We start from the raw sequence: 25,803 nt of genomic DNA, 5'->3' as shown, positions 1-25,803 counted from the left end.
GTGGGTATCGTCCGCAACCGCTCCGGACGCTCGCGCATTCCCTGCCGCTCGGCTTGCCGGAGGCGTAGCGTTGACCCATGGCCCTGTTCGCCGACCGTACCGCGGCGGGTCGAGAGCTGGGTACCGCGCTCGCCGACCGGCGCGGCACCGACGCGATCGTGTTCGGGATACCGCGCGGCGGAATCGTCGTCGCCGCCGAGGTGTCGCGCCTGTTGGCATTGCCGCTGGCGCCGGTGGTCGTGCGGAAGCTCGGTGTGCCGTCGAACGAGGAGTACGCCGTCGGCGCCATCGCCGACGGCATCCGCGTGATGAACGACGGCTTCCGCAGTGCGCGAGCTCTCAGCGCGGATCAGCTCCAGGAGGTCGAGGAGCGGGAGCGCGCCGAGCTGCTCCGGCGGACGCGGCGCTTCGGCTCGGTCGCCGATGACCTGTCGGGAGTCACCGCCATCGTCGTGGACGACGGCGTGGCCACCGGGGCAACCGCGATCGCCGCATGCCGTTCGCTGCGCTCCCGTGACTGCGACGCCGTCGTGCTCGCCGTTCCGGTCGCCCCGGCAGGGTGGGAACCGGACCCCGGCGCCGCTGACGAGTTCGTCTGCCCGCATCGCGAACACGACTTCTGGGCGGTCGGCCAGTTCTACGACGACTTCACCCAGACCAGCGACGCGGAGGTCGTGGAACTGCTGTCCCACGACCCCCGCGTCGGCTGAGGCCTCAGCGGAGCGTCAGCGCGAAAGAGCCTTGCGGAGCGAGTCGAGCCCGACCCCGCCGATGTCGAGGGCGCGCTTGTGGAACTGCTTGATCGAGAACGAAGCACCTTCGCGCTCGGCCACCTCGTCGCGCAGCTGCTCCCAGATCCGCTGACCGACCTTGTAGGACGGCGCCTGGCCCGGCCAGCCGAGGTAGCGGTTGACCTCGAACTTCACGAACTCGTCGGGCATGTTCACGTTGTGCAGCATGAAGTCGAGCGCGAAGTCCGCGTCCCACTTCCCCTGACCGTCGGGGCGGTCCTTGCCGAGGTGCACGCCGATGTCGAGGACCACGCGGGCGGCGCGCATGCGCTGACCGTCGAGCATGCCGAGGCGATCGGCCGGGTCGTCGAGGTAACCCAGCTGCTCCATGAGCCGCTCGGCGTATAGAGCCCAGCCCTCGGCGTGCCCGGAGGTGCCGCCCAGGAGGCGTCGGTACGAGTTCAGCTGCGCACGGTTGTACACCGCCTGCGCGATCTGCAGGTGGTGCCCCGGCACACCCTCGTGGTAGACGGTGGTGAGCTCGCGCCAGGTGTCGAAGGTCTCGACGCCCTCCGGCACCGACCACCACATCCGGCCGGGGCGCGAGAAGTCGTCAGTGGGACCGGTGTAGTAGATCCCGCCTTCCTTGGTGGGAGCGATCATGCACTCGAGCTTGCGGATGGGCTCGGGAATGTCGAAGTGCGTGCGCCCGAGCTCTGCGACCGCGCGGTCGCTCGTCTCCTGCATCCACTTCTGCAGGGCGTCGGTGCCGTGCAGCTTGCGGGAGTCGTCCTGCTCGAGAAAGGCGACCGCCTCCTCGACCGAGGCGCCCGCCTTGATCTCGTCGGCGATGGACTCCTGCTCCGCCACCATGCGAGCGAGCTCCTCGACCCCCCACTCGTACGTCTCGTCGAGGTCGATGGTCGCGCCCAGGAACCTCCGCGAATGAATCGCGTACAGCTCGCGGCCGACCGCGTCGTCCTCACCCGCGCGCGGCGCGAGGTCGCTGCCGAGGAACGATGCGAGCTCGTCGTAGGCGACGCGGGCCGCATTGGCGTTGTCGGCGAGGTCGCGGGCGAGCGATGCCGGCAGCTGACCCTCGGCCGGTGCGGCCTCCGCCGCGAACGACGCGAAGAAGCCGCCGTCCTCGGTGTACCGGGCGATCTGCGTGACGACCGCTTCGACCTGGCGACGCGCGGGGACGACGCCCTGCGCGATGCCCTCGCGGAGCGTCGTGATGTAGCCGTCGATCGCTCCCGGGACGGCCTTGAGTCGCGTGGCGATGACCGTCCAGTCGTCTGTCGTCGCCGTGGGCATCAAGTCGAGGACCGACCGGATGTCCTGAGCCGGCGACGCGATCACGTTGAGGTCGCGGAGGTTCCACTTCGCGTCGTGCAGCTCGATCGCGACCTGGATCTCGCGGGCCACGTCGTCCTGGGTGACGGCGTCGATGTCGTCCACAGGGGTGGCTGCCGCCAGGGCGGCGAGAGTCTTGCGGCCCTCGGCGACGAGTCGCTCGTGGCCTTCGGGGCTGTAGTCGCCGTAGCGGTCGTTGTACTCGTCGCGACCGATGTAGGTCGCGAGAGTCGGCTCGAGCTCGGCGAGTGTGTCGACCCATGCGTCAGCGATCGTGTCGATCGGCGTGGGCGTACGTGTTTCGTCAGTCATGCCCAAGAGCCTATGGATGCACGCCGCGACGCGCCAAACATCCGGCTCAGTGGCCGGCTTCGTTCCAGTCGCTGCCGCGTCCGATCTGGACGTCCAGCGGCACCGACAGGGCAGCCGCGTCTCCCATGCGCTCGCGCACGATGCGCTCCGCGGCATCCCACTCCCCCGGCGCCACCTCCACGACGAGTTCGTCGTGGATCTGCATCAGCACACGGGAACGCAGCGCCTGCGCGGCGAATTCGTCATGGATGTGGAACAGCGCGACCTTCATGATGTCGGCGGCGCTGCCCTGGATCGGCGCGTTGAGAGCCGCGCGCTCGGCGTTCTCGCGGAGCACCCGGTTCGGGCTCGCGAGGTCGGGGAACGGCCTGCGGCGTCCGAAGATCGTCTCGGTGTAGCCGTCGATCCTCGCCTGCTCGACCGACGAGCGCAGGTAGTCGCGCACCGCGCCGAAGCGGGCGAAGTACTCCATCATCAGCTGCTTGGCCTCGGTCTGCTCGATCCGCAGCTGCTTCGAGAGTCCGAAGGCGGACAGTCCGTACACAAGGCCGTACGACATCGCCTTGACCTTCGTGCGCATGGCCGGGGTGACGTCGGCGGGCTCGACACCGAACACGCGCGCGCCGACGAAGCGGTGCAGGTCTTCGCCGGAGTTGAAGGCCTCGATGAGCCCCGGGTCTTCGGAAAGGTGCGCCATGATGCGCATCTCGATCTGCGAGTAGTCCGCGGTGAGCAGCGTCTCGTACTCGGGGCCGTTCTCGAACGCCGAGCGGATGCGGCGGCTCTCTTCCGTGCGAACGGGGATGTTCTGCAGATTCGGGTCCGTGCTGGACAGTCGCCCGGTCTGGCTGCCGGTCTGCACGTAGGTGGTGCGCACCCGACCGTCCGCGCCGATGGCGGTGTCGAGCGACTCGATGATCTGACGCAGCTTCGTCGCCTCGCGGTGCTGCAGCAGCAGATCGAGGAAGGGATGCGGGTGGGAATCCTGCAGATCGGCGAGCACGGCGGCGTCGGTCGAGTACCCGGTCTTGGTCTTGCGGGTCTTGGGAAGCTGCAGCTCTTCGAACAGCACCTCCTGCAGCTGCTTGGGCGAGCCGAGGTTCACCTCCCGCCCGATGGCGAGGTAGGCCTGCTGGGCGATGGCGTCGGCGCGTTCCGCGAGCTCGGCCGAGAACGACGAGAGCTTGTCGTGCGAGACAGCGACACCGGCGAGTTCCATGTCGGCGAGCGTCAGCAGCGTGGGCAGCTCGATGTCGGCGAGCACGGTCGCGACGCTGGCGGGCAGCTCGGCCCTCAGCGCCTCTGCCACGCGAACAGAGAACCAGGCGAGCTGGCCCGGGGTCGCGCCTTCGGTCTCGGGGACCAGCTGGGTCGGATCGGCCTCGGGCAGCTTCTCGTCGAGGTAGCGGTCCACGAGGTCGGCGAGGTTCTTGTCGGGGAAGCTCGGCCGCAGCAGCCATCCGGCGACCACGGTGTCGAAGGTCAGTCCGCCGATGCGCAGACCCGCTCGGCGCATCGCCTTGACCTGCGTCTTGGCGTCGCTCATCACCTTGGGGGCGTCGGAGGCCAGCCACCCGGCGAGAGCCTCCTGCAGCTCGGGCGTCCAGGTCGCCTCGGCGGCGGCATCTTTCGTCGCGAAGCCGATGCGCTTCGGCAGGCCGCCCTCGACGACGACGGTCACTCCGACCTCGCCCTCTGCGGCGTCGAGCCACGCGAGCAGATCGGCAGGCGCCGGTTCGACGGGCTTGGGCATCGGCACGGCGGCCGCCGAAGTCACGGCCGCCATCTGCTGCTCGATGCCCGCCAGCTCGGCCACGCGCGGGATGAGCGTCTTGAACTCGAGGCGCGCGAAGATGTCGCGCACCGCCTGGGCGTCCATCGGCTTGACCTCGAGGTCGGCGATGGTCGCGGGGAGCTCGACATCCGTCAGGAGTCGGTTGAGGGCACGGTTGCGCCGCACGTCGTCGATGTGCGCGCGCAGGTTGCCGCCCACGACGCCGGTCACCTTGTCGGCGTTGGCGAGCAGCTCATCGAGCGAGCCGAACTGGTTCAGCCACTTGACCGCGGTCTTCTCGCCGACCTTCGGCACACCGGGAAGGTTGTCGCTGGTCTCGCCGACGAGCGCGGCGATCTCGGGGTACTGCTCGGGCGGCACCCCGTAACGGTCGATGACCGCCTGGCGGTCGTAGCGCTTGAGCTGGGACACGCCCTGCACGTTCGGGTAGAGAAGCGTGATGTCTTCGGTGACGAGCTGGATGGTGTCGCGATCGCCCGAGCACACCAGGACGTCGTAGCCCTGCTCGGCACCCTGGGTGGCGAGCGTGGCGAGGATGTCGTCGGCCTCGAAGTCCTCCTTCTGCAGGACCGTGATGCTCATCGCCGCCAGGCAGTCCTGGAGGATCGGGATCTGGCCCTTGAACTCGGAGGGAGTCTCGGAGCGGTTCGCCTTGTACTCCGTGTACTCACGGGTGCGGAAGGACTGTCGCGACGTGTCGAAGGCGACCGCCATATGGGTGGGCTTCTCCGCCTTGATCAGGTTGATCAGCATCGCAAGGAAGCCGTAGATCCCGTTCGTGTACTGCCCGTCCTTGGTCGAGAAGTTGTCGACGGGAAGGGCGTAGAACGCCCGGTATGCCAGCGAATGGCCGTCCACGACGAGAAGGGTAGGCTTTGCGGAGTCCGTCACCCTGCAAGCCTAGACGCGGGGCGGGACACTCCCCCGCACAGCAAATCCGAAGGCGATCGATGACCGACCTGTCCCCCGCAGACGTGAACGGACTCGAGTGGGCCGCCACCCGCGGGATGGGCGCTCTCGCCGAGAAGATGGGCATGCAGTTCACCGAGTTCTCGGTGCAGCGCTGCGTCGCGACGATGCCGGTCGAGGGGAACACCCAGCCCGTCGGGCTGCTCCACGGCGGGGCCTACGTGGTGCTCGGAGAGTCGCTCGGCTCGATGGCCGCGAACCTCCACGCCGGGCCCGGACGGCTCGCGGTCGGCGTCGACATCAATGCGACGCACACCCGTTCGGCGACGTCTGGCACGGTCACCGGCGTCTGCACGCCACTGCATCTCGGACGCACGATCACCGTCCACGAGATCGTCGTCACCGACGATCAGGGCCGCCGGTGCTCGACCATCCGCATCACGAACCACATCAAGGACCTGCCGCAGAAATGACGAAGCGGATGCCCCGGCCCGGGGCATCCGCTTCATTCACAGTGTCGGGGGCGCTACTTCTTGGGCGCCAGCTGCTCGATGATGGCCTTTGCCACGTCCTGCATCGTCAGACGGCGGTCCATCGATGCCTTCTGGATCCAGCGGAAAGCCTCGGGCTCGGACAGACCCATCTTCTCGTTGAGGAGGCCCTTGGCCCGGTCGACCAGCTTGCGGGTCTCGAAGCGCTCGACCATGTCGGCGACTTCGGCCTCGAGCGTGATGATCTGCTCGTAGCGGGCCAGCGCGATCTCGATCGCCGGCAGAAGGTCGTTCGGCGTGAAGGGCTTGACGACGTAGGCCAGCGCGCCGGCCTCGCTCGCGCGCTCGACGAGCTCCTTCTGGCTGAAGGCGGTGAGGAGCACCACGGGGGCGATGTGGTTCTTGCTCAGCTTCTCGGCGGCCGAGATGCCGTCCAGGAGCGGCATCTTCACGTCCATGATCACCAGATCGGGACGCAGGTCGGTCGCGAGCTGGACCGCGGTCTCGCCGTCCCCGGCCTCTCCGACGACGTCGTAGCCGTTGTCGCGGAGGATCTCCACGATGTCGAGGCGGATCAGCGACTCGTCCTCCGCCACCACGACACGGCGGGGGGTCGAGGCTTGCGGTTCGGGGGGAAGCTCCTGCTCAGTCACCTCTGAATCCTACGGTATGGTCAATCGCGGACGCGCTCCGCGCGGGCCGGTGTGGCGGAATGGCAGACGCGACCGACTCAAACTCGGTTGCCCGCAAGGGCGTGTGGGTTCGACTCCCACCACCGGTACATCATGCGAGGTCTGCCCGAGGCGGCCGCCCGCGGACGACGAAGCGGTGAGCGGATGGCCCGTGCCGGGGCATCCGCTCACGGCTGTCGATCGTCAGGCGCCGAAGTACTGGTTTCCGAGGGCCTTGCTCTTGAGAGCGTCGAACTCGCCCTGCGAGATGCTGCCGGCGTCGAGCAGCGCCTTGGCACTCGCGATGTCCTGCGCGGGGCTCGACGACGCGGCGGGACGGTAGTCGTCCGCCTCCGGGACTCCGTAGCCGTAGCGGGCACGCGAGCGTTCTGCCATCCCGCTCCCCCGCGCGATCACGTACACCAGCGCGGTGAGGAAGGGCACGAAGAGCAGCGCGATGAGCCAGACGGCCTTCACCCAGCCGTTCGCCGACTCGTCACGGAAGAGGTCGGTGATGATCAGGATCACCACGTAGATGTAGGCCGTGAAGTAGAAGATCCACAGCAGCCACCAGAAGAAGTCCATGCGAGGTGCCCCAATCGGGAGAAAGACGAACGGTCGCGCTCAGCATAGTGAGCGCGACCGTTCGGCTGGCGGAATTCCGCCGCTATTCGCCGGACTGGTAGATCGGCGCCTTGCCGTGGACGGCGTCGCCGACCTTGTGGATGCGGATGTCGTTGGTCGAGCCGATGATCCCGGGAGGGGAACCCGAGATCACGACCACCTTGTCGCCGACCTTCGCGAGGTCGTTGGCGAGGATGTAGTCGTCGACCTGGAGGAACATGCGGTCGGTGTGCGCGACGTGCTCGACGAGCGTCGACGTGACGCCCCAGGTGAGCGCCATGCGGCGGCGGATCGCCGGCTCGGGGGTGAACCCGATCATGGGGATGCGCGGGCGCAGTCGCGACATGCGACGGGCGGTGTCGCCCGACTCCGTGAAGATGCAGAGGAACTTCGCCTCGACGAACTCCGCCACCTCGAGCGCGGCGAGCGTGATGGCGCCGCCCTGCGTGCGCGGCTTCGTCGTCATCGGCTGGATGCGCTCGAGCCCGTGCTCTTCGGTCGAGTCGATGATGCGGGCCATGGTCTCGACGACGACCACCGGGTACTTGCCGACACTGGTCTCGCCCGAGAGCATGACCGCGTCCGCGCCGTCGAGGACGGCGTTGGCGACGTCGCTGGTCTCGGCGCGCGTGGGAACGGGGTTCTCGATCATGGACTCGAGCATCTGCGTGGCGACGATGACCGGCTTGGCCATGCGGCGGCAGAGCTCGACCGCGCGCTTCTGCACGATCGGCACGGCCTCGAGCGGGAGTTCGACGCCCAGGTCGCCACGGGCGACCATGATGCCGTCGAAGGCGTCGATGATCTCCTCGAGGTTGTCGACGGCCTGCGGCTTCTCGATCTTGGCGATGACGGGGACGCGGCGTCCTTCTTCGGCCATGATGACGTGGACGCGCTGGACGTCCTTCGCGTTGCGGACGAACGACAGGGCGATGATGTCGGCCCCGGCGCGCAGGCCCCAGCGGAGATCGGCCTCGTCCTTCTCGGACAGTGCCGGGACGTTCACCGCGACGCCGGGCAGGTTGATGCCCTTGTTGTTGGACACCGGGCCGCCGACGATGACCTTCGTCGTGACGACGGTCTCGGTCTTCTCGGTGACCTCGACGCGGACCTTGCCGTCGTCGATCAGGAGGAAGTCGCCGGGGTTGACGTCCTGCGGCAGCCCCTTGAAGGTCGTCGAGACGATGTCCTTCGTCCCGAGGATGTCGTCGATCGTGATCTTGAAGATGTCGCCGGCGGCGAGGTCGTGCGGGCCGTTCTCGAACTTGCCCAGACGGATCTTCGGTCCCTGAAGGTCGACGAGGATGGCGACCGGGCGACCGGCGTCGTCCGCAGCCTTGCGCACGTTGGCGAAGTTGCTGTCGTGGACCGAGTAGTCGCCGTGGCTCAGGTTGAAGCGGGCGACGTCTACGCCGGCGTCGATGATAGCGCGAACACTCTCATACGTCGAAGTAGCAGGTCCCAGTGTTGCGACGATTTTGGCGCGTCTCATCCGTGTGTGATCTCCCCGATTATTTATGGGCGAATGCCCGGTGTCAGCCTACGCGGGCTGGAGTCCGATGGCGATATCCGTCGGCCGGACGGGCGACGGCAGCTGCGTCTGTCCCATCAGGTAGGCGTCCACGCTCGCCGCTGCGGCGCGGCCCTCCGCGATCGCCCAGACGATCAGCGACTGGCCGCGACCCGCGTCGCCGGCGACGAAGACGCCGGGCGCGGTTGTCTGGTAGTCCTCTTCGCGGCGCACGTTGCCGCGGTCGGTGAACTGCGCGCCGATCTGGTCTTCGAGCTGCGACCGCTCGGGGCCGGTGAAGCCCATGGCGATGAGGACGAGGTCGGCGGGGATCTCGCGCTCGGTGCCGCTCTTGGGAACGCGACGGCCGTCGACGAACTCGGTCTCGGCGACCCGCAGGGCGCGGACCTCGCCGGCCTCGTTGCCGAGGAACTCGACGGTCGACGCGAGGAACGCGCGCTCGCCGCCCTCCTCGTGCGCCGAGGAGACCTCGAAGACGGTCGGCGACATCGGCCACGGCTGGTGCTCGGGCCGCTCCCCCGGAGGCTGCTTGCCGATGGCGAGGTTGGTCACGCTCAGCGCACCGTGGCGGTGCGCGGTGCCGATGCAGTCGGCGCCCGTGTCACCGCCTCCGATGACGATGACGTGCTTGCCCTCGGCCGAGATCTGGTGGGGCACGGCGTCGCCCGCCACCGCCTTGTTCGACTCGACGAGGTACTCCATGGCGAAGTGGACACCGGCGAGATCGCGACCCGGGATCGCCAGTTCGCGCGGGAGGGTTGCTCCGGTGGCGATCACGACCGCGTCGTAGCGCGCACGCAGGTCTCCCCACGAGATGTCCTTGCCGATCTCGACGCCGGCGCGGAACCGCGTCCCCTCGTCGCGCATCTGACGCAGACGCGACTCGAGGTGCTTCTTCTCCATCTTGAAGTCCGGGATGCCGTAGCGCAGAAGCCCGCCGATGCGGTCATCCCGCTCGAACACGGCGACGGTGTGGCCGGCGCGCGTGAGCTGCTGCGCGGCCGCGAGACCGGCGGGACCCGAGCCGACGACGGCGACGGTCTTGCCCGTCAGGCGCCCGGGAGGCTCCGCCTCGACCCAGCCGTTCGAGAACGCCTCGTCGATGATCGAGACCTCGATCTGCTTGATCGTCACGGCGGGCTGGTTGATGCCGAGCACGCACGAGCTCTCGCACGGAGCGGGGCACAGGCGCCCGGTGAACTCCGGGAAGTTGTTGGTCGCGTGCAGGCGCTCGATGGCCGAGCGACCCTCACCGCGCCACGTCAGGTCGTTCCACTCCGGGATCAGGTTGCCCAGCGGGCAGCCCTGGTGGCAGAACGGCACGCCGCAGTCCATGCAGCGACCGGCCTGGCGGCGCAGCACCGCCGAGTCGCCCGGCTCATAGACCTCTTTCCAGTCCATGATGCGCACCGGCACGGGCCGCCTCGGCGGCAGCTCGCGATCGGTGACCTTGAGAAAGCCCTTGGGGTCAGCCACCCGTCACCTCCAGGATGCGGTTCCAGACGACGTCGCCATCGGGGTCGAGACCCTCGGCGACGGCGTTCTGACGGGTCCGGAGCACGGCGGCGTAATCACGCGGCAGCACCCGGACGAAGTTGTCGAGCTCGGCCTCGAAGTCGGCGAGCATCGCGGCGGCGAGAGTCGAATCGGTCTCGGCGACGTGCTGCTCGAGCAGATCGCGGAGGATCTCGGCGTCGCCGGAGCCCAGCTCGCCGAGCTCCAGCTCGCCGGTGGCCAGCGCCTCGCGGTTGACCAGCTTGCGGTCGAGCTTGTACACGTACGCCGTGCCGCCGGACATGCCGGCGCCCAGGTTGCGACCGGTCGCTCCGAGGATGACCGCGAGACCGCCGGTCATGTACTCGAGTGCATGGTCGCCGACGCCTTCGACCACAGCGGTCGCGCCGGAGTTGCGCACGAAGAACCGCTCCCCCACCACCCCGCGCAGGAACAGCGTGCCCTGCGTCGCTCCGTAGCCGATGACGTTGCCGGCGATGACGTTGAGCGAGGCGTCGAAGGTCGCGTCCCGCGGCGGGCGCACGACGATCTGGCCGCCCGAGAGACCCTTGCCGACGTAGTCGTTGGAGTCGCCCTCGAGGCGCAGGGTGATGCCGGCGGGCATGAACGCCCCGAAGGACTGGCCGGCAGAGCCGGTGAGGTTCACGACGATGCTGCCCGAGGGAAGGCCGTTCTCGCCGCGCGCACGCGTCACGTGGTGCCCGAGCAGGGTCCCCACGGCACGCTCGGTGTTGCGGATCGGCAGATCGAAGGTGATCTGACCGCCGTTCGCGATGACGTCCTGCGCACGCACGAGGAGCGGCACGTCGAAGTGCTCGTCGAGGTCGTGCTTCTGCAGCGTCATGTTGCGACGCGGCTCGTCCTCGGTGAACTGCGGGCCCTCGAGCACGGGAGCCAGGTTCAGTCCGCCGGCCTTCCAGTGCTCCACGGCGCCGTTCATGTCGAGCAGCTCGGTGTGGCCGATGATCTCGTCGAGCGAGCGGTAGCCGAGCTCGGCGAGGTACTCGCGCACCTCCTCGGCGATGAACTCCATGAAGTTCACGACGAACTCGGGCTTGCCGTTGAACCGCTCGCGCAGCACCGGGTTCTGCGTGGCCACGCCGACGGGGCAGGTGTCCAGGTGGCAGACGCGCATCATGATGCAGCCGGAGACCACGAGGGGCGCGGTCGCGAAGCCGAACTCCTCGGCGCCGAGCAGCGCGCCGATGATGACGTCGCGGCCCGTCTTCAGCTGACCGTCGACCTGGACGACCACGCGGTCGCGCATGCCGTTGAGCATGAGGGTCTGCTGGGTCTCGGCGAGACCGAGCTCCCACGGCGTGCCGGCGTGCTTGAGCGAGTTGAGCGGGCTCGCGCCGGTTCCGCCGTCGTGGCCGGACACCAGGATGACGTCGGCGAGGGCCTTGGCCGTGCCGGCCGCGACTGCACCGATGCCCGACTGGCTGACGAGCTTCACGTGCACGCGGGCCGACGGATTGGCGCGCTTCAGGTCGAAGATGAGCTGCTTGAGGTCCTCGATCGAGTAGATGTCGTGGTGCGGCGGCGGCGAGATGAGCCCGACGCCGGCCGTCGCGTGGCGGGTGCGCGCCACCCACGGGTACACCTTCGTCGGGGGCAGCTGCCCGCCCTCGCCGGGCTTGGCGCCCTGCGCGAGCTTGATCTGGATGTCGTCCGCCTCGGTCAGGTAGAGGCTCGTGACGCCGAAGCGTCCCGAGGCGACCTGCTTGATCGAGCTGCGGCGTTCGGGATCGAGGAGCCGGTCGACGTCCTCGCCGCCCTCGCCCGTGTTGGACTTGCCGCCGAGGCGGTTCATCGCGATCGCGAGCGTCTCGTGCGCCTCCCTGGAGATGGAGCCGTAGCTCATCGCACCGGTCGAGAAGCGCTTGACGATCGAGGCGACCGACTCGACCTCGTCGATCGGCACCGGGGTGCGGCCCTCGGTCTTCAGCTTGAACAGGCCGCGCAGGGTCTTGAGCTCGTTCGCCTGGTCGTCCACGAGCTTGGTGTACTCGCGGAAGATGTCGTACCGGCGGGTGCGGGTCGAGTGCTGCAGGCGGAACACCGTGTCGGGGTTGAACAGGTGCGGCGAGCCGTCGCGGCGCCACTGGTACTCGCCACCGGTCCACAGGCGCTCGTGAGCGCGGACCGCCGCGTCTTCGGGGTAGGCGTAGTCGTGGCGGGCGGCGTTCTCGGCCGCGATGACGTCCAGCCCGACGCCGCCGAGCTTGGACTCCGTGCCGGTGAAGTACGTTCCGACGAACTCTTCCGAGAGGCCCACGGCCTCGAAGACCTGTGCGCCGGCGTAGGACGACACCGTGGAGATGCCCATCTTGGACATGATCTTCAGGACGCCCTTGCCGAGCGCGTAGATCAGGTTCTTGACGGCCTTCTCGGGCGTGATGCCGGTGATGTATCCGGCGCGCACCAGGTACTCGACGGTCTCCATGGCGAGATACGGATTGACGGCGGATGCCCCGTACCCGATGAGCGTCGCCACGTGATGGACCTCGCGCACATCGCCGGCCTCCACCACGAGACCGCACTTCATGCGGGTCTCCTTGCGGATGAGGTGGTGGTGCACCGCGGCCAGCATGAGCAGCGACGGGATCGGGGCGAGGTCCTTGTTCGAGTCGCGGTCGGAGAGCACGATGAACTCCGCGCCGTCCTCGATGGCCTGGTCGACCTCGGAGCACATCTGCGCCAGGCGCTTCTGCATCCCCTTGTGGCCGGCCTCGACGCGGTAGAGGCCGCGGATGGTCACCGACGTGCGCCCGGGCAGCGCGGTGTCGATGTGCTGGATCTTCGCGAGCTCGTCGTTGTCGATCACGGGGAAGTCGAGCGTCACCACACGGGTGTGCTCGGGGCCCCACTCGAGCAGGTTCCGCTCGGGTCCGAGGCCCAGCGACAGCGAGGTCACGACCTCTTCGCGGATCGAGTCCAGCGGCGGGTTCGTCACCTGGGCGAACTGCTGCGTGAAGTAGTCGAAGAGCAGTCGCGGACGCTCGCTGAGCACGGCGACCGGGGTGTCCGATCCCATCGCGCCCAGCGGCTCGGCACCGGTCTGGCCCATCGGCGTGAGGAGGATCTTGACCTCTTCCTCGGTGTAGCCGAAGGTGCGCTGACGACGGGTGATCGAGGCGATCGGGTGCACGATGTGCTCGCGCTCGGGAAGGTCGGCCAGTCGCACGCGACCGGCGTCGAGCCACTCCTGCCACGGCTCGAGGTCGGCGAGCTGGCCCTTGATCTCGTCGTCCTCGACGATGCGGCGCTGGTCCGTGTCGACGAGGAACATGCGGCCGGGGCGCAGCCGCCCGCGGCGCTTGATGCGCTCCGGGGCGAAGTCGAGCACGCCGGTCTCGCTGCCGATGACGACCAGGCCGTCCGTCGTCTCGGTCCAGCGGCCGGGGCGCAGCCCGTTGCGGTCGAGCGTCGCGCCGACGACGGTGCCGTCGGTGAAGATCAGTGCGGCCGGGCCGTCCCAGGGCTCCATCTGCATCGAGTGGAACTCGTAGAACGCGCGCAGCTTGGGGTCGATGTCGGCCTGCTTCTCGTAGGCCTCCGGCACCATCATCATGATCGCGTGCGGCAGGCTGCGACCGGTCAAGGTGAGGAGTTCGAGGACCTCGTCGAACGACGCGGAGTCGCTGGCGCCGGTGGTGCAGATCGGGAGAAGCGGCGAGATGTCGCCGAGCAGCTGGGATTCGAGCTGCGACTGGCGCGCCCGCATCCAGTTGCGGTTGCCGTTGACGGTGTTGATCTCGCCGTTGTGGGCGAGCATCCGCAGGGGCTGTGCGAGCGGCCACGACGGGAACGTGTTCGTCGAGTAGCGCGAGTGCACCACCGCGAGCTCGGACGCGAAGCGCTCGTCCTGAAGGTCGGGGTAGAACGGCTCCAGCTGGAGGGTGGTGACCATGCCCTTGTAGCCGAGGGTGCGCGCCGACAGCGACACGAAGTACGCGTCGAGCTCGGTACGGGCACGCTTGCGCAGGCGGAAGGTGCGGCGGTCCAGCTCGATGCCGGACAGCGCAGCGGCGTCGCCCACGGCGGGGCGCGAGACGAAGAGCTGCTCGAAGACCGGGCGGGCCTCGAAAGCGAGCTTGCCGAGGTTGTCCTCGACGGTGGGGACGTCGCGCCAGCCGAGAACGGTCAGATTCTCGGATGCCGCGATCCGCTCGATTCCGGCCTTCTGAGCGGCGCGCGCCTCATCGTCGCGCGGCAGGAAGATCATGCCGGCGGCGTACTCGCCGACCGGAGGCAGCGGGAACTCCACGACCGCACGCAGGAACTCGTCGGGCATCTGCGTCAGGATGCCCGCACCGTCGCCGGTGCCGGCGTCCGAGCCGATCGCGCCGCGGTGCTCGAGGTTGCGGAGCGCCGTCAGGGCCAGGTCGATGATGTCGTGGCCGGCGTGGCCGCGCAGCGTCGCGACCATGGCCAGGCCGCAGGCGTCCTTCTCGAACGCAGGGTTGTACATCCCCTGCTTCGCGGGGAAGCCCGACAGTCCGGTCGGTTCAGGGGTCGTCGACTCGGAAGAGGCGACGCGACGGGGGCTCGCAGGCATACCTACCGTCCTCACGTTGATGCTCAAGATGGGACGACGTCGGCCCGTGTACGCGCGGGGGCGCTCTATTTCGTGGCGGGTGTGCTTGTGGCAGTGGCCTCGTCGACTTCGGACGTCGGGGGTTCGCTGACGTCGACGAAGTCGTCGGTGTCCTGCGATTGTACAGCCCCTTCGGGGGTCCATTCGCGGCCGGCGACGTACGGGGACGCTTCGAACCCGGTGTGACGCCGCTTCTGGACGAAGAAGATCGTGAGACCGAGGACCACGCCGATGATGGCGGCCCACACGTTCGTGCGCAGGCCCAGGATGATCTCGCTCGGATCGATGCGGATGGACTCCCACACGATGCGGCCGGCGCTGTACCAGACCAGGTACAGACCGAACAGGCGACCCCACTGCAGGTGGAAGGCGCGGCCGGCCCACAGCAGGACGGCGACGCCCAGCAGGTTCCAGACGACCTCGTACAGGAAGGTGGGGTGGAACAGCGTGCCTTCCGGAAGCCCGACCGGCCATGCCGGGTTGTCGAACGCGATCTCCAGGCCCCACGGGAGGTCGGTGGGCAGGCCGAAGAGCTCCTGGTTGAACCAGTTGCCGAAGCGGCCGAGCGCCTGCGCCAGGAGGAGACCCGGTGCCAGGGCATCGGCGAAGGTCCAGAATCGGATGCCGGTCCACCGGCAGCCGAGCCAGGCTCCGACGGCGCCGCCGATGAGGGCTCCGTAGATCGCGATGCCGCCCTCCCAGATGTAGAGAGCGCTCAGAGGGTTCGCTCCCTCGCCGAAGTAGAAGCCCCAGTGGGTGACCACGTGGTAGATCCGGGCGCCGATGATGGCCAGCGGCACCGCCAGGAGAGCGATGTCGATGACGACCCACGGCTCGGCCCCGCGCTTGGTGAGGCGGTGGTTGGTCAGCAGGACCGCCGCGATGATCCCCGCGATGATGCACAGCGCGTAGAAGTGGATCGTGAGCGGGCCGAGCTGGACCGAGCTGACCTCGGGGCTCGGGATGCTGGCGAAGACGCCCTGGGCGAGATGGCTCGATGCGGCGTTGACCATGGCAGATCGTGTCCTTGCTGGTGGGGAGGTCGGCGGCGGGCCGATGCGAGAAGTCTAATTAGATGCGGCGCGCGGTGCCCGCGGCGAGCGAGCGGGTGGCCTCGGCGAGGCCGTCGACGCCGCCGTCGCGCAGCGCGCGGACCAGCGCCGTGCCGACGATCGCGCCGTCGGCGTAGTCGATCACTCCGGCGACCTGCTCGGCGTTGGAGATGCCGACGCCGACACAGGCGTGCTCGACCCCGCGGTCGCGCAGCCGGCCCACGAGGGTGCGGGCCGCGGCATCCAGCTGCGCCCTCTCCCCCGTGATGCCCATCGTCGAGACCGTGTAGACGAACCCCGTCGAGCTCTCGACGATGAGGTCGAGCCGTTCGTCGGTCGAGGTCGGCGCCGCGAGGAAGATGCGGTCGAGTCCGGTGCGCTCGCTGGCCGCGATCCACTCGCCGGCGGACTCGGGCGTGATGTCCGGCGTGATGAGACCCGCGCCGCCGGCGGCGACGAGATCGTCCGCGTAGCGGTCGACGCCGTACTGCAGCACCGGATTCCAGTAGGTCATGACGAGCACGGGCACATCGACGCGACGGGTGATCTCGGCCACGGCCGTGAACGTGTCGCGCAGGCGGAACCCGCCGGCCAGGGCGGCCTGCGTGGCCTCCTGGATGACCGTTCCGTCCATCACCGGGTCGGAGTAGGGCGGTCCGAGCTCGAGGATGTCGGCGCCGTTCTCGGCCAGCGCGACCGCGGCGTCGATGCTCGTCTGCAGGTCGGGGAACCCGAGCGGAAGGTAGCCGATGAGGGCTCCGCGCCCGGCCTCGTGGGCGGCGTCGATCGCCGCCGCGACGCGGGAAGTCACAGCTGGGGTCCCTCTCCCTTTGCGGCGTCGTCCGCGGGCGGTGCGGCCACCGCTTCGGCGGCAGCGGCGTCGTACAGGTCGAAGTACCGCGCAGCGGTGTCCATGTCCTTGTCGCCGCGCCCCGAGAGGCACACCGCGATGATCGCGTCCGGGCCGAGCTCGCGGCCGATGCGCAGAGCGCCGGCCAGCGCGTGGGCCGATTCGATCGCCGGGATGATGCCCTCGGTCTTCGACAGCAGCCGCAGAGCCTGCATGGCCTCATCGTCGGTGGCGGGGATGTACTCCGCGCGGCCGATCGATGCGAGCCACGAGTGCTCCGGTCCGACGCCGGGATAGTCCAGACCCGCCGAGATCGAGTGCGACTCGATGGTCTGGCCGTCCTCGTCCTGCAGGACGTAGGTGCGCGCACCGTGGAGCACGCCCGGCCGGCCGCGCTCGATCGAGGCGGCGTGGCGGGGCGTGTCCACTCCGTCGCCGGCCGCCTCGACGCCGTAGAGCTTGACGCCCTCGTCATCGAGGAAGGCGTCGAACATGCCGATGGCGTTGGAGCCGCCGCCGACGCACGCGATGACGGCATCCGGGAGGCGCCCTGCCTCGTCGAGCAGCTGTGCGCGCGCCTCTTCGCTGATGACCTTCTGGAAGTCGCGCACCATCGCCGGGAACGGGTGGGGTCCTGCCGCAGTGCCGAAGATGTAGTTGGTCGTCTCGACCGTCGCCACCCAGTCGCGGTACGCGTCGTTGATGGCGTCCTTGAGCGTGCGCGAGCCGGTCGTCACCGGCACGACCTCGGCACCCAGCAGGCGCATGCGCGCCACGTTGAGAGCCTGGCGCTCGGTGTCGACCTCGCCCATGTAGATCGTGCACTCGAGGCCGAACAGGGCGGCGGCGGTGGCCGTGGCCACGCCGTGCTGGCCGGCGCCGGTCTCGGCGATCACGCGCGACTTGCCGAGCCGCTTCGTGAGCAGCGCCTGGCCCAGCACGTTGTTGATCTTGTGCGAGCCGGTGTGGTTGAGGTCCTCCCGCTTGAGGAACACCCGCGCACCGCCCGCGTGGGCAGCGAAGCGCTCCACCTCGGTGATGGGCGACGGCCGGCCGGCGTACGAGTGCAACAGGCGCACGAACTCGGCCTGGAACGCCGGGTCGGCCTTGGCGGCCTCGTACTCGGCGGTCAGCTCGTCGATCGCGGCGATGAGCGACTCGGGCATGTAGCGGCCGCCGAACTCGCCGAAGAAGGGACCGGATGCCTCGCGAAGGCTCATGCGCCCGCCTCCAGGAATGCGTTCAGCGTGGTCACGGGGTCGCTGGTGACCAGCGCCTCGCCCACCAGCACGACGTCGGCGCCGGCGCCGCGGTAGTGCGCGACGTCGGCAGGGCTCAGCACTGCGGATTCGGCCACCTTGACCGCATCGCCGGGGATGCGATCCACCAGCCGGCCGAAGAGGTCGCGGTCGAGTTCGAACGTCGAGAGATTGCGTGCGTTCACGCCGATCAGCCGGGCGCCGATCTGCGCGGCCCGGTCCACCTCAGCGCCGGAATGCGTCTCGACCAGCGGGGTCATGCCCAGCTCGAGGATCAGGGTGTGCAGACGCTCGAGGACGTCCTGCTCGAGCGCGGCGACGATGAGGAGCACGAGGTCCGCACCGGCGGCACGCGCTTCCAGCACCTGGTACTCGTTCGCGATGAAGTCCTTGCGGAGCACCGGGAGCGCGACCGCGCCCTTGACGGCTTCGAGATCGGCGAGGCTGCCCTTGAACCGGCGTCCCTCGGTGAGCACCGAAATGGCCGAGGCGCCACCCTGCTCGTAGAGACGGGCCTGCAGCGCCGGATCCGGGATGGCCGCGAGGTCACCGCGCGAGGGGCTCGCGCGCTTGACCTCGGCGATGATCTTGACGCGGTCGGCGGGTGCGAGGGCGGCCAGGGCGTCGAGCGCGGCGGGACGTGCCAGAGCGGCGGCCTCGACGGCCGCCAGAGGCTTCGCCGAAGCGCGGGCCTCGGCATCCTGAACCGCGCCGGCCGTGAGGTCGGCGAGCACGTCAGTGCTCTTTCGCGCTGTACTTCGAGCCGTTGACGCCGTAGCCGGCGCGGGCCATGACCCAGCCGACGATGGCTCCGACGACCAGCAGTCCTGCGGAGGCCCAGACCAGGGCGGGCATGTCGAACCAGTAGAAGACGGTGCCGAGCGTGACAGCGACGAGCATGATCACGACGGCCGTCCAGGCGGCGGGCGAGTGTCCGTGGCCGGGGTCGCCGATGTGGTTGCTCATGCATCTCCTCCAGGTAGGCGCGGGATGTCGTCAGTCTAGCGGGCGGTCGGTGGGATCATCGCCACGGGACAGGTCGTCCCACGAGTCGATCGCGTCGTGCGGACGGGATCCGCCGGCCGTCGCGCCGATCGTCTCGTCGGTGCGGTAGCGGCGGCCGGTGCGCCTCCAGCGGGACGCCGTCACCAGGGTGAACAGTCCGGCCGCGCACAGCGCGATCCAGCCGATCAGCGTCACGACGGGCCACGGCGTCGAAGTGATCGAGACGACGAGGGCCGCGACGGCGGCCTCGCCGGTGATGCCGGTCCACTCGGTCACGGTCGAGGCGACCGCCGACGTCGGGAGCGCGAACACGACCTGCGCCGTGAGCCAGCCCAGCAGCACCGCGATGACCACCGTGAGCGCGCCGAAGACGTACCGCACGACCGTGCCGACGATCGAGAGCGCCCCGCCCAGGGCGAGCACGGCCAGGCTCAGCGGCGCGAGCACCGGAACGGCGGATGCCCCGGCGACGGGCAGCAGCGGAGCGTCCTCTCCGAGCGCGACCGTCAGCCACGTCTGCGTCGACGAGATGACCCCGAGCGCGCCGCACGCGAGGATCGCCGTCACCGCGAGCAGACGGGCGCGACGGATCACGCGGGACGCTCCGGTCCGGGCACCGGGTCCAGGTCGTCGGCGTCGAAGCACGTGCGCGTGCCCGTGTGGCAGGCGACGCCGACCTGATCCACCTCGAGCAGGATCGCATCGCCGTCGCAGTCCAGCCGGGCGCCGCGCACCAGCTGGATGTGGCCCGAGGTGTCGCCCTTGCGCCAGTACTCCTGGCGCGAGCGCGACCAGAAGGTCACGCGCCCCTCGGTGAGCGTCCGGCGCAAGGCCTCGGCATCCATCCACCCGAGCATGAGCACCTCGCGGGTGTCCCACTGCTGGACGATGGCGGCGACGAGGCCGTCGTCGTTGAAGGCGACGCGGGCGATGCGCTCGTCGACGGACTCGGTCACGCCGTCACCACCTCTCGCACGGGGATGCCGGTCGCGGCCATCGCCGACTTCACGTCGCCGACGGTGAGCTGCCCGGAGTGGAAGACCGAGGCTGCCAGCACGGCATCCGCGCCGGCCTCGATGGCGGGACCGAAGTGCTCGGCCCGCCCCGCGCCGCCCGAGGCGATCACGGGCACGCTGGAGACCTCGCGCATGAGCGCGACAAGCTCGAGGTCGAAGCCCTCGCGCGTGCCGTCGGCATCGATCGAATTGACGAGCAGTTCGCCGGCACCCCGCTCGATCGCCTCACGCGCCCACTCCAGCGCGTCGAGGCTGGTCTCGGTGCGACCGCCGTGCGTGGTGACGACGAAGCCCGACGTGGTGGCCGGGGAGCGCTTGACGTCCAGCGACAGCACCAGCACCTGCGCGCCGAAGCGGTCGGCGATCTCGTCGAGGAGCCCGGGCCGCGCGATCGCCGCCGAGTTGACCCCGATCTTGTCGGCGCCGACGGCGAGGAGGCGTGCGACATCCTCGGTGGAGCGCACTCCCCCGCCGACGGTGAGAGGAATGAAGACCTCCTCGGCGGTGCGGCGCACCACGTCGTACGTGGTCGAGCGCTCATCGACCGTCGCGGTGACATCGAGGAAGGTGAGCTCGTCGGCGCCCTGGCGGAAGTACTCGCGCGCGAGCTCGACGGGATCGCCCATGTCGCGCAGGTTCTCGAAGTTGACGCCCTTGACGACGCGGCCGGCGGCCACGTCGAGACACGGGATCACGCGGCAGACCAGGCTCATCAGAGCCTCGCGTTGTGGATCGCCGTCACGAGGATCGCGCGCGCGCCGAGCGCGTAGAGCGCGTCCATCACCTGGTTCGCGGTCTGGCGCGGGCTCATCACCCGAACCGCCACCCACTCGGGATCGCGCAGCGGCGAGATCGTCGGCGACTCGATGCCGGGCGCGAGCTTCACGGCCTCGTCGATGAGCGCGGCCGGCAGGTCGTAGTCGATGAGCACGTAGCGACGCGCGACCATGACGCCGCGGAGGCGGCGCAGCAGCGTCTCGGCCCCCTCGGCCTCGACCGGGCCGCTGATCAGCACGGCGTCGGACTCGAGAATCACAGGGCCGAAGATCTCCAGGCCCGCCTGGCGCAGCGTCGTTCCCGTCGAGACGACGTCGGCGACGGCATCCGCCACTCCCAGCCGTACCGCCGACTCGACCGCCCCGTCCAGCGGGACCAGGTCGACGGCGACGCCGTGATCGTCCAGGAAGCCGTCGACGAGCCCCGGGTAGGCCGTGGCGACCCGCATGCCCTCGAGGTCGGCGACCGTCGAGAAGCGACCGGGAGGACCGGCGAAGCGGAACGTCGAGCCGCCGAACCCGAGTGCCTCGATCTCGCGCGCTCCGGGCATGCGGGCATCCAGCAGCAGATCGCGACCGGTGATGCCGACATCGAGCGCGCCGGAGCCGACGTAGGTCGCGATGTCCTTCGGACGCAGGTAGAAGAACTCGACCTCGTTGCGGGGGTCGATGACGTGCAGATCCTTGGGATCGCGGCGTCCGGTGTAGCCGGCCTCGGAGAGCATCTCGGAGGCGGTCTCGGCGAGCGAGCCCTTGTTCGGCACGGCGATTCGCAGCATGGCAGCGGGGCTTTCGGTTCGAGGGAGGAGGAAGGGCGCCGGCTCAGAGATGTCGGTAGACATCCTCGAGGCTGAGCCCCTTCGCGAGCATCAGCACCTGCAGGTGGTACAGCAGCTGCGAGATCTCCTCGGCCGCGGCATCGTCGGACTCGTACTCGGCGGCCATCCACACCTCGGCGGCCTCTTCGACGATCTTCTTGCCGATCGCGTGGACGCCCGCGTCCAGCTGCGCGACGGTGCCCGATCCCTCGGGGCGCTCAGCGGCTTTCGCGGCGAGCTCGGCGTACAGCGTGTCGAACGTCTTCACCATGCCAGGGTATCGAACCGGACGGATGCCGCGGCCCCGCGTGACGCGGCAGGACGTCAGTGCGCGTGACGGTGGGCTCCGGCGGAGGACCGCAGGCTCGCGATGGCGGCGGCGGGGTCGTGGGCGCCGAACACCGCGGAGCCCGCGACGAAGGTGTCGGCACCGGCCTCGGCCGCCTGGGCGATGGTCGATTCGCCGATGCCGCCGTCGACCTGCAGCCACACCGACGAGCCGCGGCGCCGCGCCTCGTAGGCGAGACGGCGGAGCTTGGGCATCGTCTCGGGCATGAAGGACTGCCCGCCGAAGCCGGGCTCGACGGTCATCACGAGGATCTGGTCGAAATCGTCCAGGAGATCGAACAGGCCCTCCACCGGTGTCGCCGGCTTCACCGCCACTCCGGCGCGCGCCCCCATCGAGCGCAGCCGTCGCGCGAGCGCGAGCGGCTCGGCGGCCGCCTCGAGGTGGAAGGTCACCGACGCAGCCCCGATCTCGGCGTACTCCGGCGCCCAGCGGTCGGGGTCGGCGATCATGAGATGGACGTCCAGCGGCACGGGGCTCGTCGCCTGGATGCGCTCGACCATCTGCGGCCCGAAGGTCAGGTTCGGGACGAAGTGGTTGTCCATGACGTCGACGTGCACGAAGTCGGCGGTGGCGATGCGGGCGAGCTCGGCCTGCATGTTCACGAAGTCGGCGGCCAGGATGCTCGGGTTGATACGGATGCCGCCATCGCGGCCGTTCTCGTCGCGGAGGGGCACCGCACCATTATGGTCGAGGCGTGGACTCCATCACGGCCCTGCTGGGCAGCGCGCTCGACCAGGTCCGGCCGCTTACGGACGGAGCGCCCGCCGGTTACATCCCGGAGCTGGCCGCAGCCGATCCCGAGCGCCTCGCTCTCGCGGTCGTCGGGCCGCGCGGGCGGGTCTGGTCGGCGGGCGACGACGACACGGAGTTCACCATCCAGTCGATGTCCAAGCCGTTCGTCCTCGCGCTCGCACTCGCCGAGCACGGCCGGGATGCCGTCATGACCAGGGTGGGGGCGGAGCCGAGCGGCGAGCCGTTCAACGCCATCAGTCTCGAAGCCGTCACCGGCCGCCCGGCCAACCCGATGATCAACGCCGGCGCGATCGCTACGACCGCCCTGGTCTCCGGGGACTCGATCGAGCAGCGGACGAGTCACATCATCGAGCTGCTCTCGAGCTTCGCCGGGCGCGAGCTCGTCGTGGACGAATCGGTGTACGCCTCGGAGTCGCTGACGGGCTCCTCAAGTCCTACGGACTCATCGAGGGCTCCGTCGATCTCGCGGTCGAGTCGTACTTCCGGCAGTGCAGCATCCTCGTCACGGTGCGCGACCTCGCGCAGATGGCGGCGACCCTCGCGTTCGGCGGGTTCAACCCGACCACGCGGGAGCGCGTCGTCGACGAGCCCGTCGCACGCGACGTGCTCTCGCTCATGGCGAGCTGCGGCATGTACGACTTCTCGGGCGAGTGGCTGCTGCGGGTGGGCCTGCCCGCGAAGAGCGGGGTCAGCGGCGGCCTGCTGGCGGTCGCGCCGTCGCAGTTCGGCGTCGCAGCCTTCAGCCCGCGACTGGACCGGCACGGCAACAGCGTCCGCGCGGTCGCCGTCGTCGACCAGCTCGCCGACCGCCTCGGGATGCACCTGCTCGAACCTCACGAGAGCGTCGCCGTCCCGGCCGTGGCAGTCCATCACGGGGAGACCGGTCCGGTCGTGCGGCTCAGCGGCGAGCTGGGCTTCGCCGGGACCGAGCGGGTGTTCGCGGTGCTGCGCGAGCTGGCCGCCAGTCTGCCGGAGGGCTCCACCGTCACGCTCGACGCCCGGGAGATCGGCCGTCTGCACCCCGCCGCGCTGGTGGCCCTCGAGAGCGAGTTCGAAGGGCTGCCGCTCGGCTTCACCGTCGAGCGGTGATCGGGCTCAGACGCGCTGCAGAAGCGTGATCGACATGGCATCGGTGTTGTGACGGTGCGGCCACAGCTGCGCGCGTCCCGAGCCGTCGGCCTGCGGCGCGAGCCCGGGGTCGGTGTCGGCGATCCGTGTGAGGACTTCGCGGGCCGAGACCTCTTCGAGCGCGGCACCCCATTCGCGCCGCACCTCGGCGACGACGCCTGCGGTCTCGGCCAGATGCGGAGAGCACGTGACGTAGGCCACGACGCCGCCGGGCTTGAGCGCCGTCACCGCCGCGCTGAGCAGCTCACGCTGCAGGTCGGTCAGCTCGGGCACGTCGCCGGGTGCCTTGCGCCAGCGAGCCTCGGGGCGCCTGCGCAGCGCGCCGAGTCCCGTGCAGGGCGCATCGACGAGGATCCGGTCGTAGGTCTCGGGCGCCTCGGCCGCGCGTACCCGGCCGTCCTGCTCCGACACCGGGACCTCGAGCGGGACGCCCTCGATCGCCCGGCGCACCAGACCCGCCCGAGCGGGCGAGATCTCGTTCGCCTCCAGCAGCGCCCCGTGCTCCAGCGCCTCCGCCGCCAGGACCGCCGTCTTGCCTCCGGGGCCGGCGCACAGGTCGAGCCACCGCTCACCCTCGCGCACCGGGAGCGCACGGGTGAGGGCCAGTGCCGCGAGCTGCGAGCCCTCGTCCTGCACGCGGATTCGCCCGCCCGACGAGCGGATGAGGCCCTCGGGGTCTCCCCCGCCGAGGCGGAACCCCAAGGGTGAGAACGGCGTGCGCCGTGCGTCGTCCGGAACATCGGCGAGACCGGGCAGCGCCGCCATCGTCACCTTCGGGGCGGCGTTGTCGGCGGTGAGGAGCGCTTCGAGCTCGTCGGCGCGTCCCTCGGCCGTGAGTGCACGCCGGAACGCGCGGACGATCCAGACCGGGTGGGAGAACAGCAGGCCCAGCTGCTCGTCGTCGGAGCGTGCTCCGGCGGCGATGCGCGTCATCCAGTCGCCCGGCGTGTCGCGCGAGACCCGACGGAGTACGGCGTTGGCGAATCCGGCGGCGCCGCGGCCTCCGGCGGCGCGGGCGAGATCCACCGACTCGTTGACGGCGGCGTGGGACGCCACGCGGGTCGACAGCAGCTGATGCACGCCCAGCCGCAGCGCATCGAGCACGGCCGGGTCGATCTCGGCGATGGTGCGATCCGCGGCGATCGCGATGACCGCGTCGTAGGTTCCCTGGCGGCGCAGCGTGCCGTAGGTCAGCTCGGTCGCCAGCGCGGCGTCGGCGGTGTCGAGCCCCGCGCGCTGGATGGAGGTCGGCAGCAGCAGGTTGGCGTACGCGTCGGACTCGTGGACGGCGCGGATGGTGTCGTACGCGACGCGGCGCGATCCCACGCCGCTCACGAGCCGGCCACCGGGCTGCTCGTGCGGAGCCCGCGCCACCAGTCCGGAGCGCGCATCGGGCCCTTGCCGGCGGGCTGCACGGTCTGCAGCGCGATCGGGACGGTGCCCGTGCCGATCAGCACGTCACGACCGTGCAGCGCCAGCGCTCCGGGTGCGAGCGCCGGGGCGTCCACCGGTGCGAGTCCGGCCTCGAGGATCTTGAGCCGGGCGCCGTCGATGCGCGTGTGCGCGCCGGGCTCGGGTGTCACCCCGCGGATGCGCCCGAGCACCGCGGGCTGCGGCGCGGTCCAGTCCACGAGCCCGTCCGCGTCCGTGAGCTTGTGCGCGTAGGTCGTCTCACCGACCTGCGGCCGCGCGACGGCCGTGCCCGCCGCGATCGCGTCGACGACGCCCGCGAGCAGCTCGGCGCCGCTGTCTGCAAGGGCCGCGAGGAGCTCGCCGGCGGTCGCGGTCGCAGGGATGTCCTGACTCACCTCGGCGAACACGTCGCCGGCGTCGAGCTCGGGAACGAGCTGGAAGACGCTGGCGCCCGTGACCGCATCACCGGCGATGAGCGCGTGCTGGACGGGCGCCGCGCCGCGCCAGCGCGGCAGCAGCGAGAAGTGCAGGTTGATCCAGCCGTGCACCGGCGTGGACAGGAGCGGCTCGCGCACGAGTCCTCCGTACGCGACGATCACGCCGAGGTCCGGACGCAGCGCTGCGATGCGCTCCGTGGCGTCGGCGTCGAGCCGGTCGGCCCGCAGCGCGTGCAGCCCCAGCTCGTCGGCGGCCGCAGCGACCGGCGAGGGTGTCAGAACCCGCTTGCGCCCCAGCGGGGCATCACTTCGGGTGATGACGGCGGCGATGTGATGATCGGATGCCGCGAGGCGGCGCAGCGACGGCACCGCCGGCTCCGGCGTGCCGGCGAAGACGAGGCGCATGGTGTTC

22 protein-coding genes, 1 tRNA gene and 1 pseudogene are annotated in these 25,803 nt (G+C 69.9%); 4 read left to right on the top strand and 20 right to left on the bottom strand.

What is annotated here, in order from left to right:
* The first annotated feature begins 77 nt into the window (after positions 1 to 77).
* Positions 78 to 710: a phosphoribosyltransferase gene (locus tag ASD56_RS09955; protein WP_055965033.1), complete on the top strand. Its 633-nt coding sequence runs from the start codon at positions 78 to 80 to the stop codon at positions 708 to 710.
* 15 nt (positions 711 to 725) lie between these two features.
* On the opposite strand, the gene ASD56_RS09950 is transcribed toward ASD56_RS09955, so the two are convergent.
* On the bottom strand, positions 726 to 2,399 hold the full coding sequence (locus ASD56_RS09950) for a DUF885 domain-containing protein (RefSeq protein WP_055965030.1): 1,674 nt from the start codon (positions 2,397 to 2,399) through the stop codon (positions 726 to 728).
* Between the two features lie 46 nt (positions 2,400 to 2,445).
* The gene (gene polA / locus ASD56_RS09945; protein WP_055965027.1) at positions 2,446 to 5,085 is read right to left on the bottom strand and encodes a DNA polymerase I; all 2,640 of its coding nucleotides are present in this window, start codon (positions 5,083 to 5,085) and stop codon (positions 2,446 to 2,448) included.
* A 59-nt stretch (positions 5,086 to 5,144) separates the two neighbouring features.
* On the opposite strand from polA, the gene ASD56_RS09940 reads away from it, so the two are divergent.
* Positions 5,145 to 5,576, top strand: coding sequence for a hotdog fold thioesterase (locus ASD56_RS09940; RefSeq protein ID WP_055965024.1), 432 nt, complete (start codon positions 5,145 to 5,147; stop codon positions 5,574 to 5,576).
* Between the two features lie 53 nt (positions 5,577 to 5,629).
* On the opposite strand, the gene ASD56_RS09935 is transcribed toward ASD56_RS09940, so the two are convergent.
* Positions 5,630 to 6,247, bottom strand: a complete 618-nt coding sequence (locus tag ASD56_RS09935) for an ANTAR domain-containing response regulator (protein WP_055965021.1) — start codon at positions 6,245 to 6,247, stop codon at positions 5,630 to 5,632.
* A 45-nt stretch (positions 6,248 to 6,292) separates the two neighbouring features.
* Between ASD56_RS09935 and ASD56_RS09930 the strand changes: the two genes are divergently transcribed.
* A tRNA-Leu gene (locus ASD56_RS09930) sits at positions 6,293 to 6,375 on the top strand.
* A gap of 94 nt (positions 6,376 to 6,469) precedes the next feature.
* On the opposite strand, the gene ASD56_RS09925 is transcribed toward ASD56_RS09930, so the two are convergent.
* The 15 genes from ASD56_RS09925 to rpe all read right to left on the bottom strand — a co-directional run bounded on the left by ASD56_RS09925 (position 6,470) and on the right by rpe (position 22,334).
* Positions 6,470 to 6,850 carry a PLDc N-terminal domain-containing protein gene (locus tag ASD56_RS09925; protein WP_055965018.1) on the bottom strand — a complete coding sequence of 127 codons (381 nt, stop codon included), beginning with the start codon at positions 6,848 to 6,850 and terminating at the stop codon, positions 6,470 to 6,472.
* Between the two features lie 82 nt (positions 6,851 to 6,932).
* On the bottom strand, positions 6,933 to 8,381 hold the full coding sequence (gene pyk, locus ASD56_RS09920; protein ID WP_055965013.1) for a pyruvate kinase: 1,449 nt from the start codon (positions 8,379 to 8,381) through the stop codon (positions 6,933 to 6,935).
* Between the two features lie 48 nt (positions 8,382 to 8,429).
* Positions 8,430 to 9,896, bottom strand: coding sequence for a glutamate synthase subunit beta (locus ASD56_RS09915; protein ID WP_055965010.1), 1,467 nt, complete (start codon positions 9,894 to 9,896; stop codon positions 8,430 to 8,432).
* On the bottom strand, positions 9,889 to 14,496 hold the full coding sequence (gltB, locus tag ASD56_RS09910; RefSeq protein WP_055965007.1) for a glutamate synthase large subunit: 4,608 nt from the start codon (positions 14,494 to 14,496) through the stop codon (positions 9,889 to 9,891). The genes ASD56_RS09915 and gltB overlap by 8 nt, the downstream gene beginning before the upstream one ends.
* A gap of 65 nt (positions 14,497 to 14,561) precedes the next feature.
* Positions 14,562 to 15,548, bottom strand: a complete 987-nt coding sequence (lgt, locus tag ASD56_RS09905; protein ID WP_055965004.1) for a prolipoprotein diacylglyceryl transferase — start codon at positions 15,546 to 15,548, stop codon at positions 14,562 to 14,564.
* Between the two features lie 58 nt (positions 15,549 to 15,606).
* Positions 15,607 to 16,398, bottom strand: a complete 792-nt coding sequence (gene trpA / locus ASD56_RS09900; RefSeq protein ID WP_055965001.1) for a tryptophan synthase subunit alpha — start codon at positions 16,396 to 16,398, stop codon at positions 15,607 to 15,609.
* On the bottom strand, positions 16,395 to 17,657 hold the full coding sequence (gene trpB / locus ASD56_RS09895) for a tryptophan synthase subunit beta (protein WP_055964998.1): 1,263 nt from the start codon (positions 17,655 to 17,657) through the stop codon (positions 16,395 to 16,397). Before trpB ends, trpA begins: the two co-directional genes overlap by 4 nt.
* The gene (trpC, locus tag ASD56_RS09890) at positions 17,654 to 18,430 is read right to left on the bottom strand and encodes an indole-3-glycerol phosphate synthase TrpC (protein ID WP_055964995.1); all 777 of its coding nucleotides are present in this window, start codon (positions 18,428 to 18,430) and stop codon (positions 17,654 to 17,656) included. The genes trpB and trpC overlap by 4 nt, the downstream gene beginning before the upstream one ends.
* A 1-nt stretch (position 18,431) precedes the next feature.
* Positions 18,432 to 18,662: a DUF6704 family protein gene (locus ASD56_RS09885; protein WP_055964992.1), complete on the bottom strand. Its 231-nt coding sequence runs from the start codon at positions 18,660 to 18,662 to the stop codon at positions 18,432 to 18,434.
* Positions 18,663 to 18,692: 30 nt separating this feature from the next.
* Complete coding sequence (locus ASD56_RS09880) at positions 18,693 to 19,295, bottom strand: Trp biosynthesis-associated membrane protein (protein WP_157535947.1); 603 nt, start codon at positions 19,293 to 19,295, stop codon at positions 18,693 to 18,695.
* Positions 19,292 to 19,657: a phosphoribosyl-AMP cyclohydrolase gene (hisI, locus tag ASD56_RS09875; protein ID WP_055964989.1), complete on the bottom strand. Its 366-nt coding sequence runs from the start codon at positions 19,655 to 19,657 to the stop codon at positions 19,292 to 19,294. Before hisI ends, ASD56_RS09880 begins: the two co-directional genes overlap by 4 nt.
* The gene (hisF, locus tag ASD56_RS09870) at positions 19,654 to 20,430 is read right to left on the bottom strand and encodes an imidazole glycerol phosphate synthase subunit HisF (protein ID WP_055964985.1); all 777 of its coding nucleotides are present in this window, start codon (positions 20,428 to 20,430) and stop codon (positions 19,654 to 19,656) included. The genes hisI and hisF overlap by 4 nt, the downstream gene beginning before the upstream one ends.
* Positions 20,430 to 21,272 (bottom strand): ATP phosphoribosyltransferase, encoded by an 843-nt coding sequence (gene hisG, locus ASD56_RS09865; RefSeq protein ID WP_055964982.1) that lies wholly within the window; start codon positions 21,270 to 21,272, stop codon positions 20,430 to 20,432. Before hisG ends, hisF begins: the two co-directional genes overlap by 1 nt.
* 43 nt (positions 21,273 to 21,315) lie before the next feature.
* Entirely contained in the window at positions 21,316 to 21,579 is a 264-nt protein-coding gene (locus ASD56_RS09860; protein WP_055965860.1) for a phosphoribosyl-ATP diphosphatase, read from the bottom strand.
* 56 nt (positions 21,580 to 21,635) lie between these two features.
* Complete coding sequence (gene rpe, locus ASD56_RS09855; protein WP_055964979.1) at positions 21,636 to 22,334, bottom strand: ribulose-phosphate 3-epimerase; 699 nt, start codon at positions 22,332 to 22,334, stop codon at positions 21,636 to 21,638.
* Between the two features lie 20 nt (positions 22,335 to 22,354).
* On the opposite strand from rpe, the pseudogene glsA reads away from it, so the two are divergent.
* A pseudogene (glsA, locus tag ASD56_RS16020) lies at positions 22,355 to 23,502 on the top strand (glutaminase A).
* Positions 23,503 to 23,508: 6 nt separating this feature from the next.
* Here the strand turns inward: glsA and ASD56_RS09840 are convergent.
* The gene (locus tag ASD56_RS09840) at positions 23,509 to 24,876 is read right to left on the bottom strand and encodes an RsmB/NOP family class I SAM-dependent RNA methyltransferase (protein WP_235565640.1); all 1,368 of its coding nucleotides are present in this window, start codon (positions 24,874 to 24,876) and stop codon (positions 23,509 to 23,511) included.
* Entirely contained in the window at positions 24,873 to 25,796 is a 924-nt protein-coding gene (fmt, locus tag ASD56_RS09835; protein WP_055964971.1) for a methionyl-tRNA formyltransferase, read from the bottom strand. Before fmt ends, ASD56_RS09840 begins: the two co-directional genes overlap by 4 nt.
* Positions 25,797 to 25,803 lie beyond the last annotated feature (7 nt).

This window comes from Microbacterium sp. Root166 (assembly GCF_001427145.1).
Classification (GTDB): Bacteria; Actinomycetota; Actinomycetes; order Actinomycetales; family Microbacteriaceae; genus Microbacterium.
Note: the sequence above shows the minus strand (reverse complement) of the source record. Positions and strands in the feature narration are given on the sequence as shown.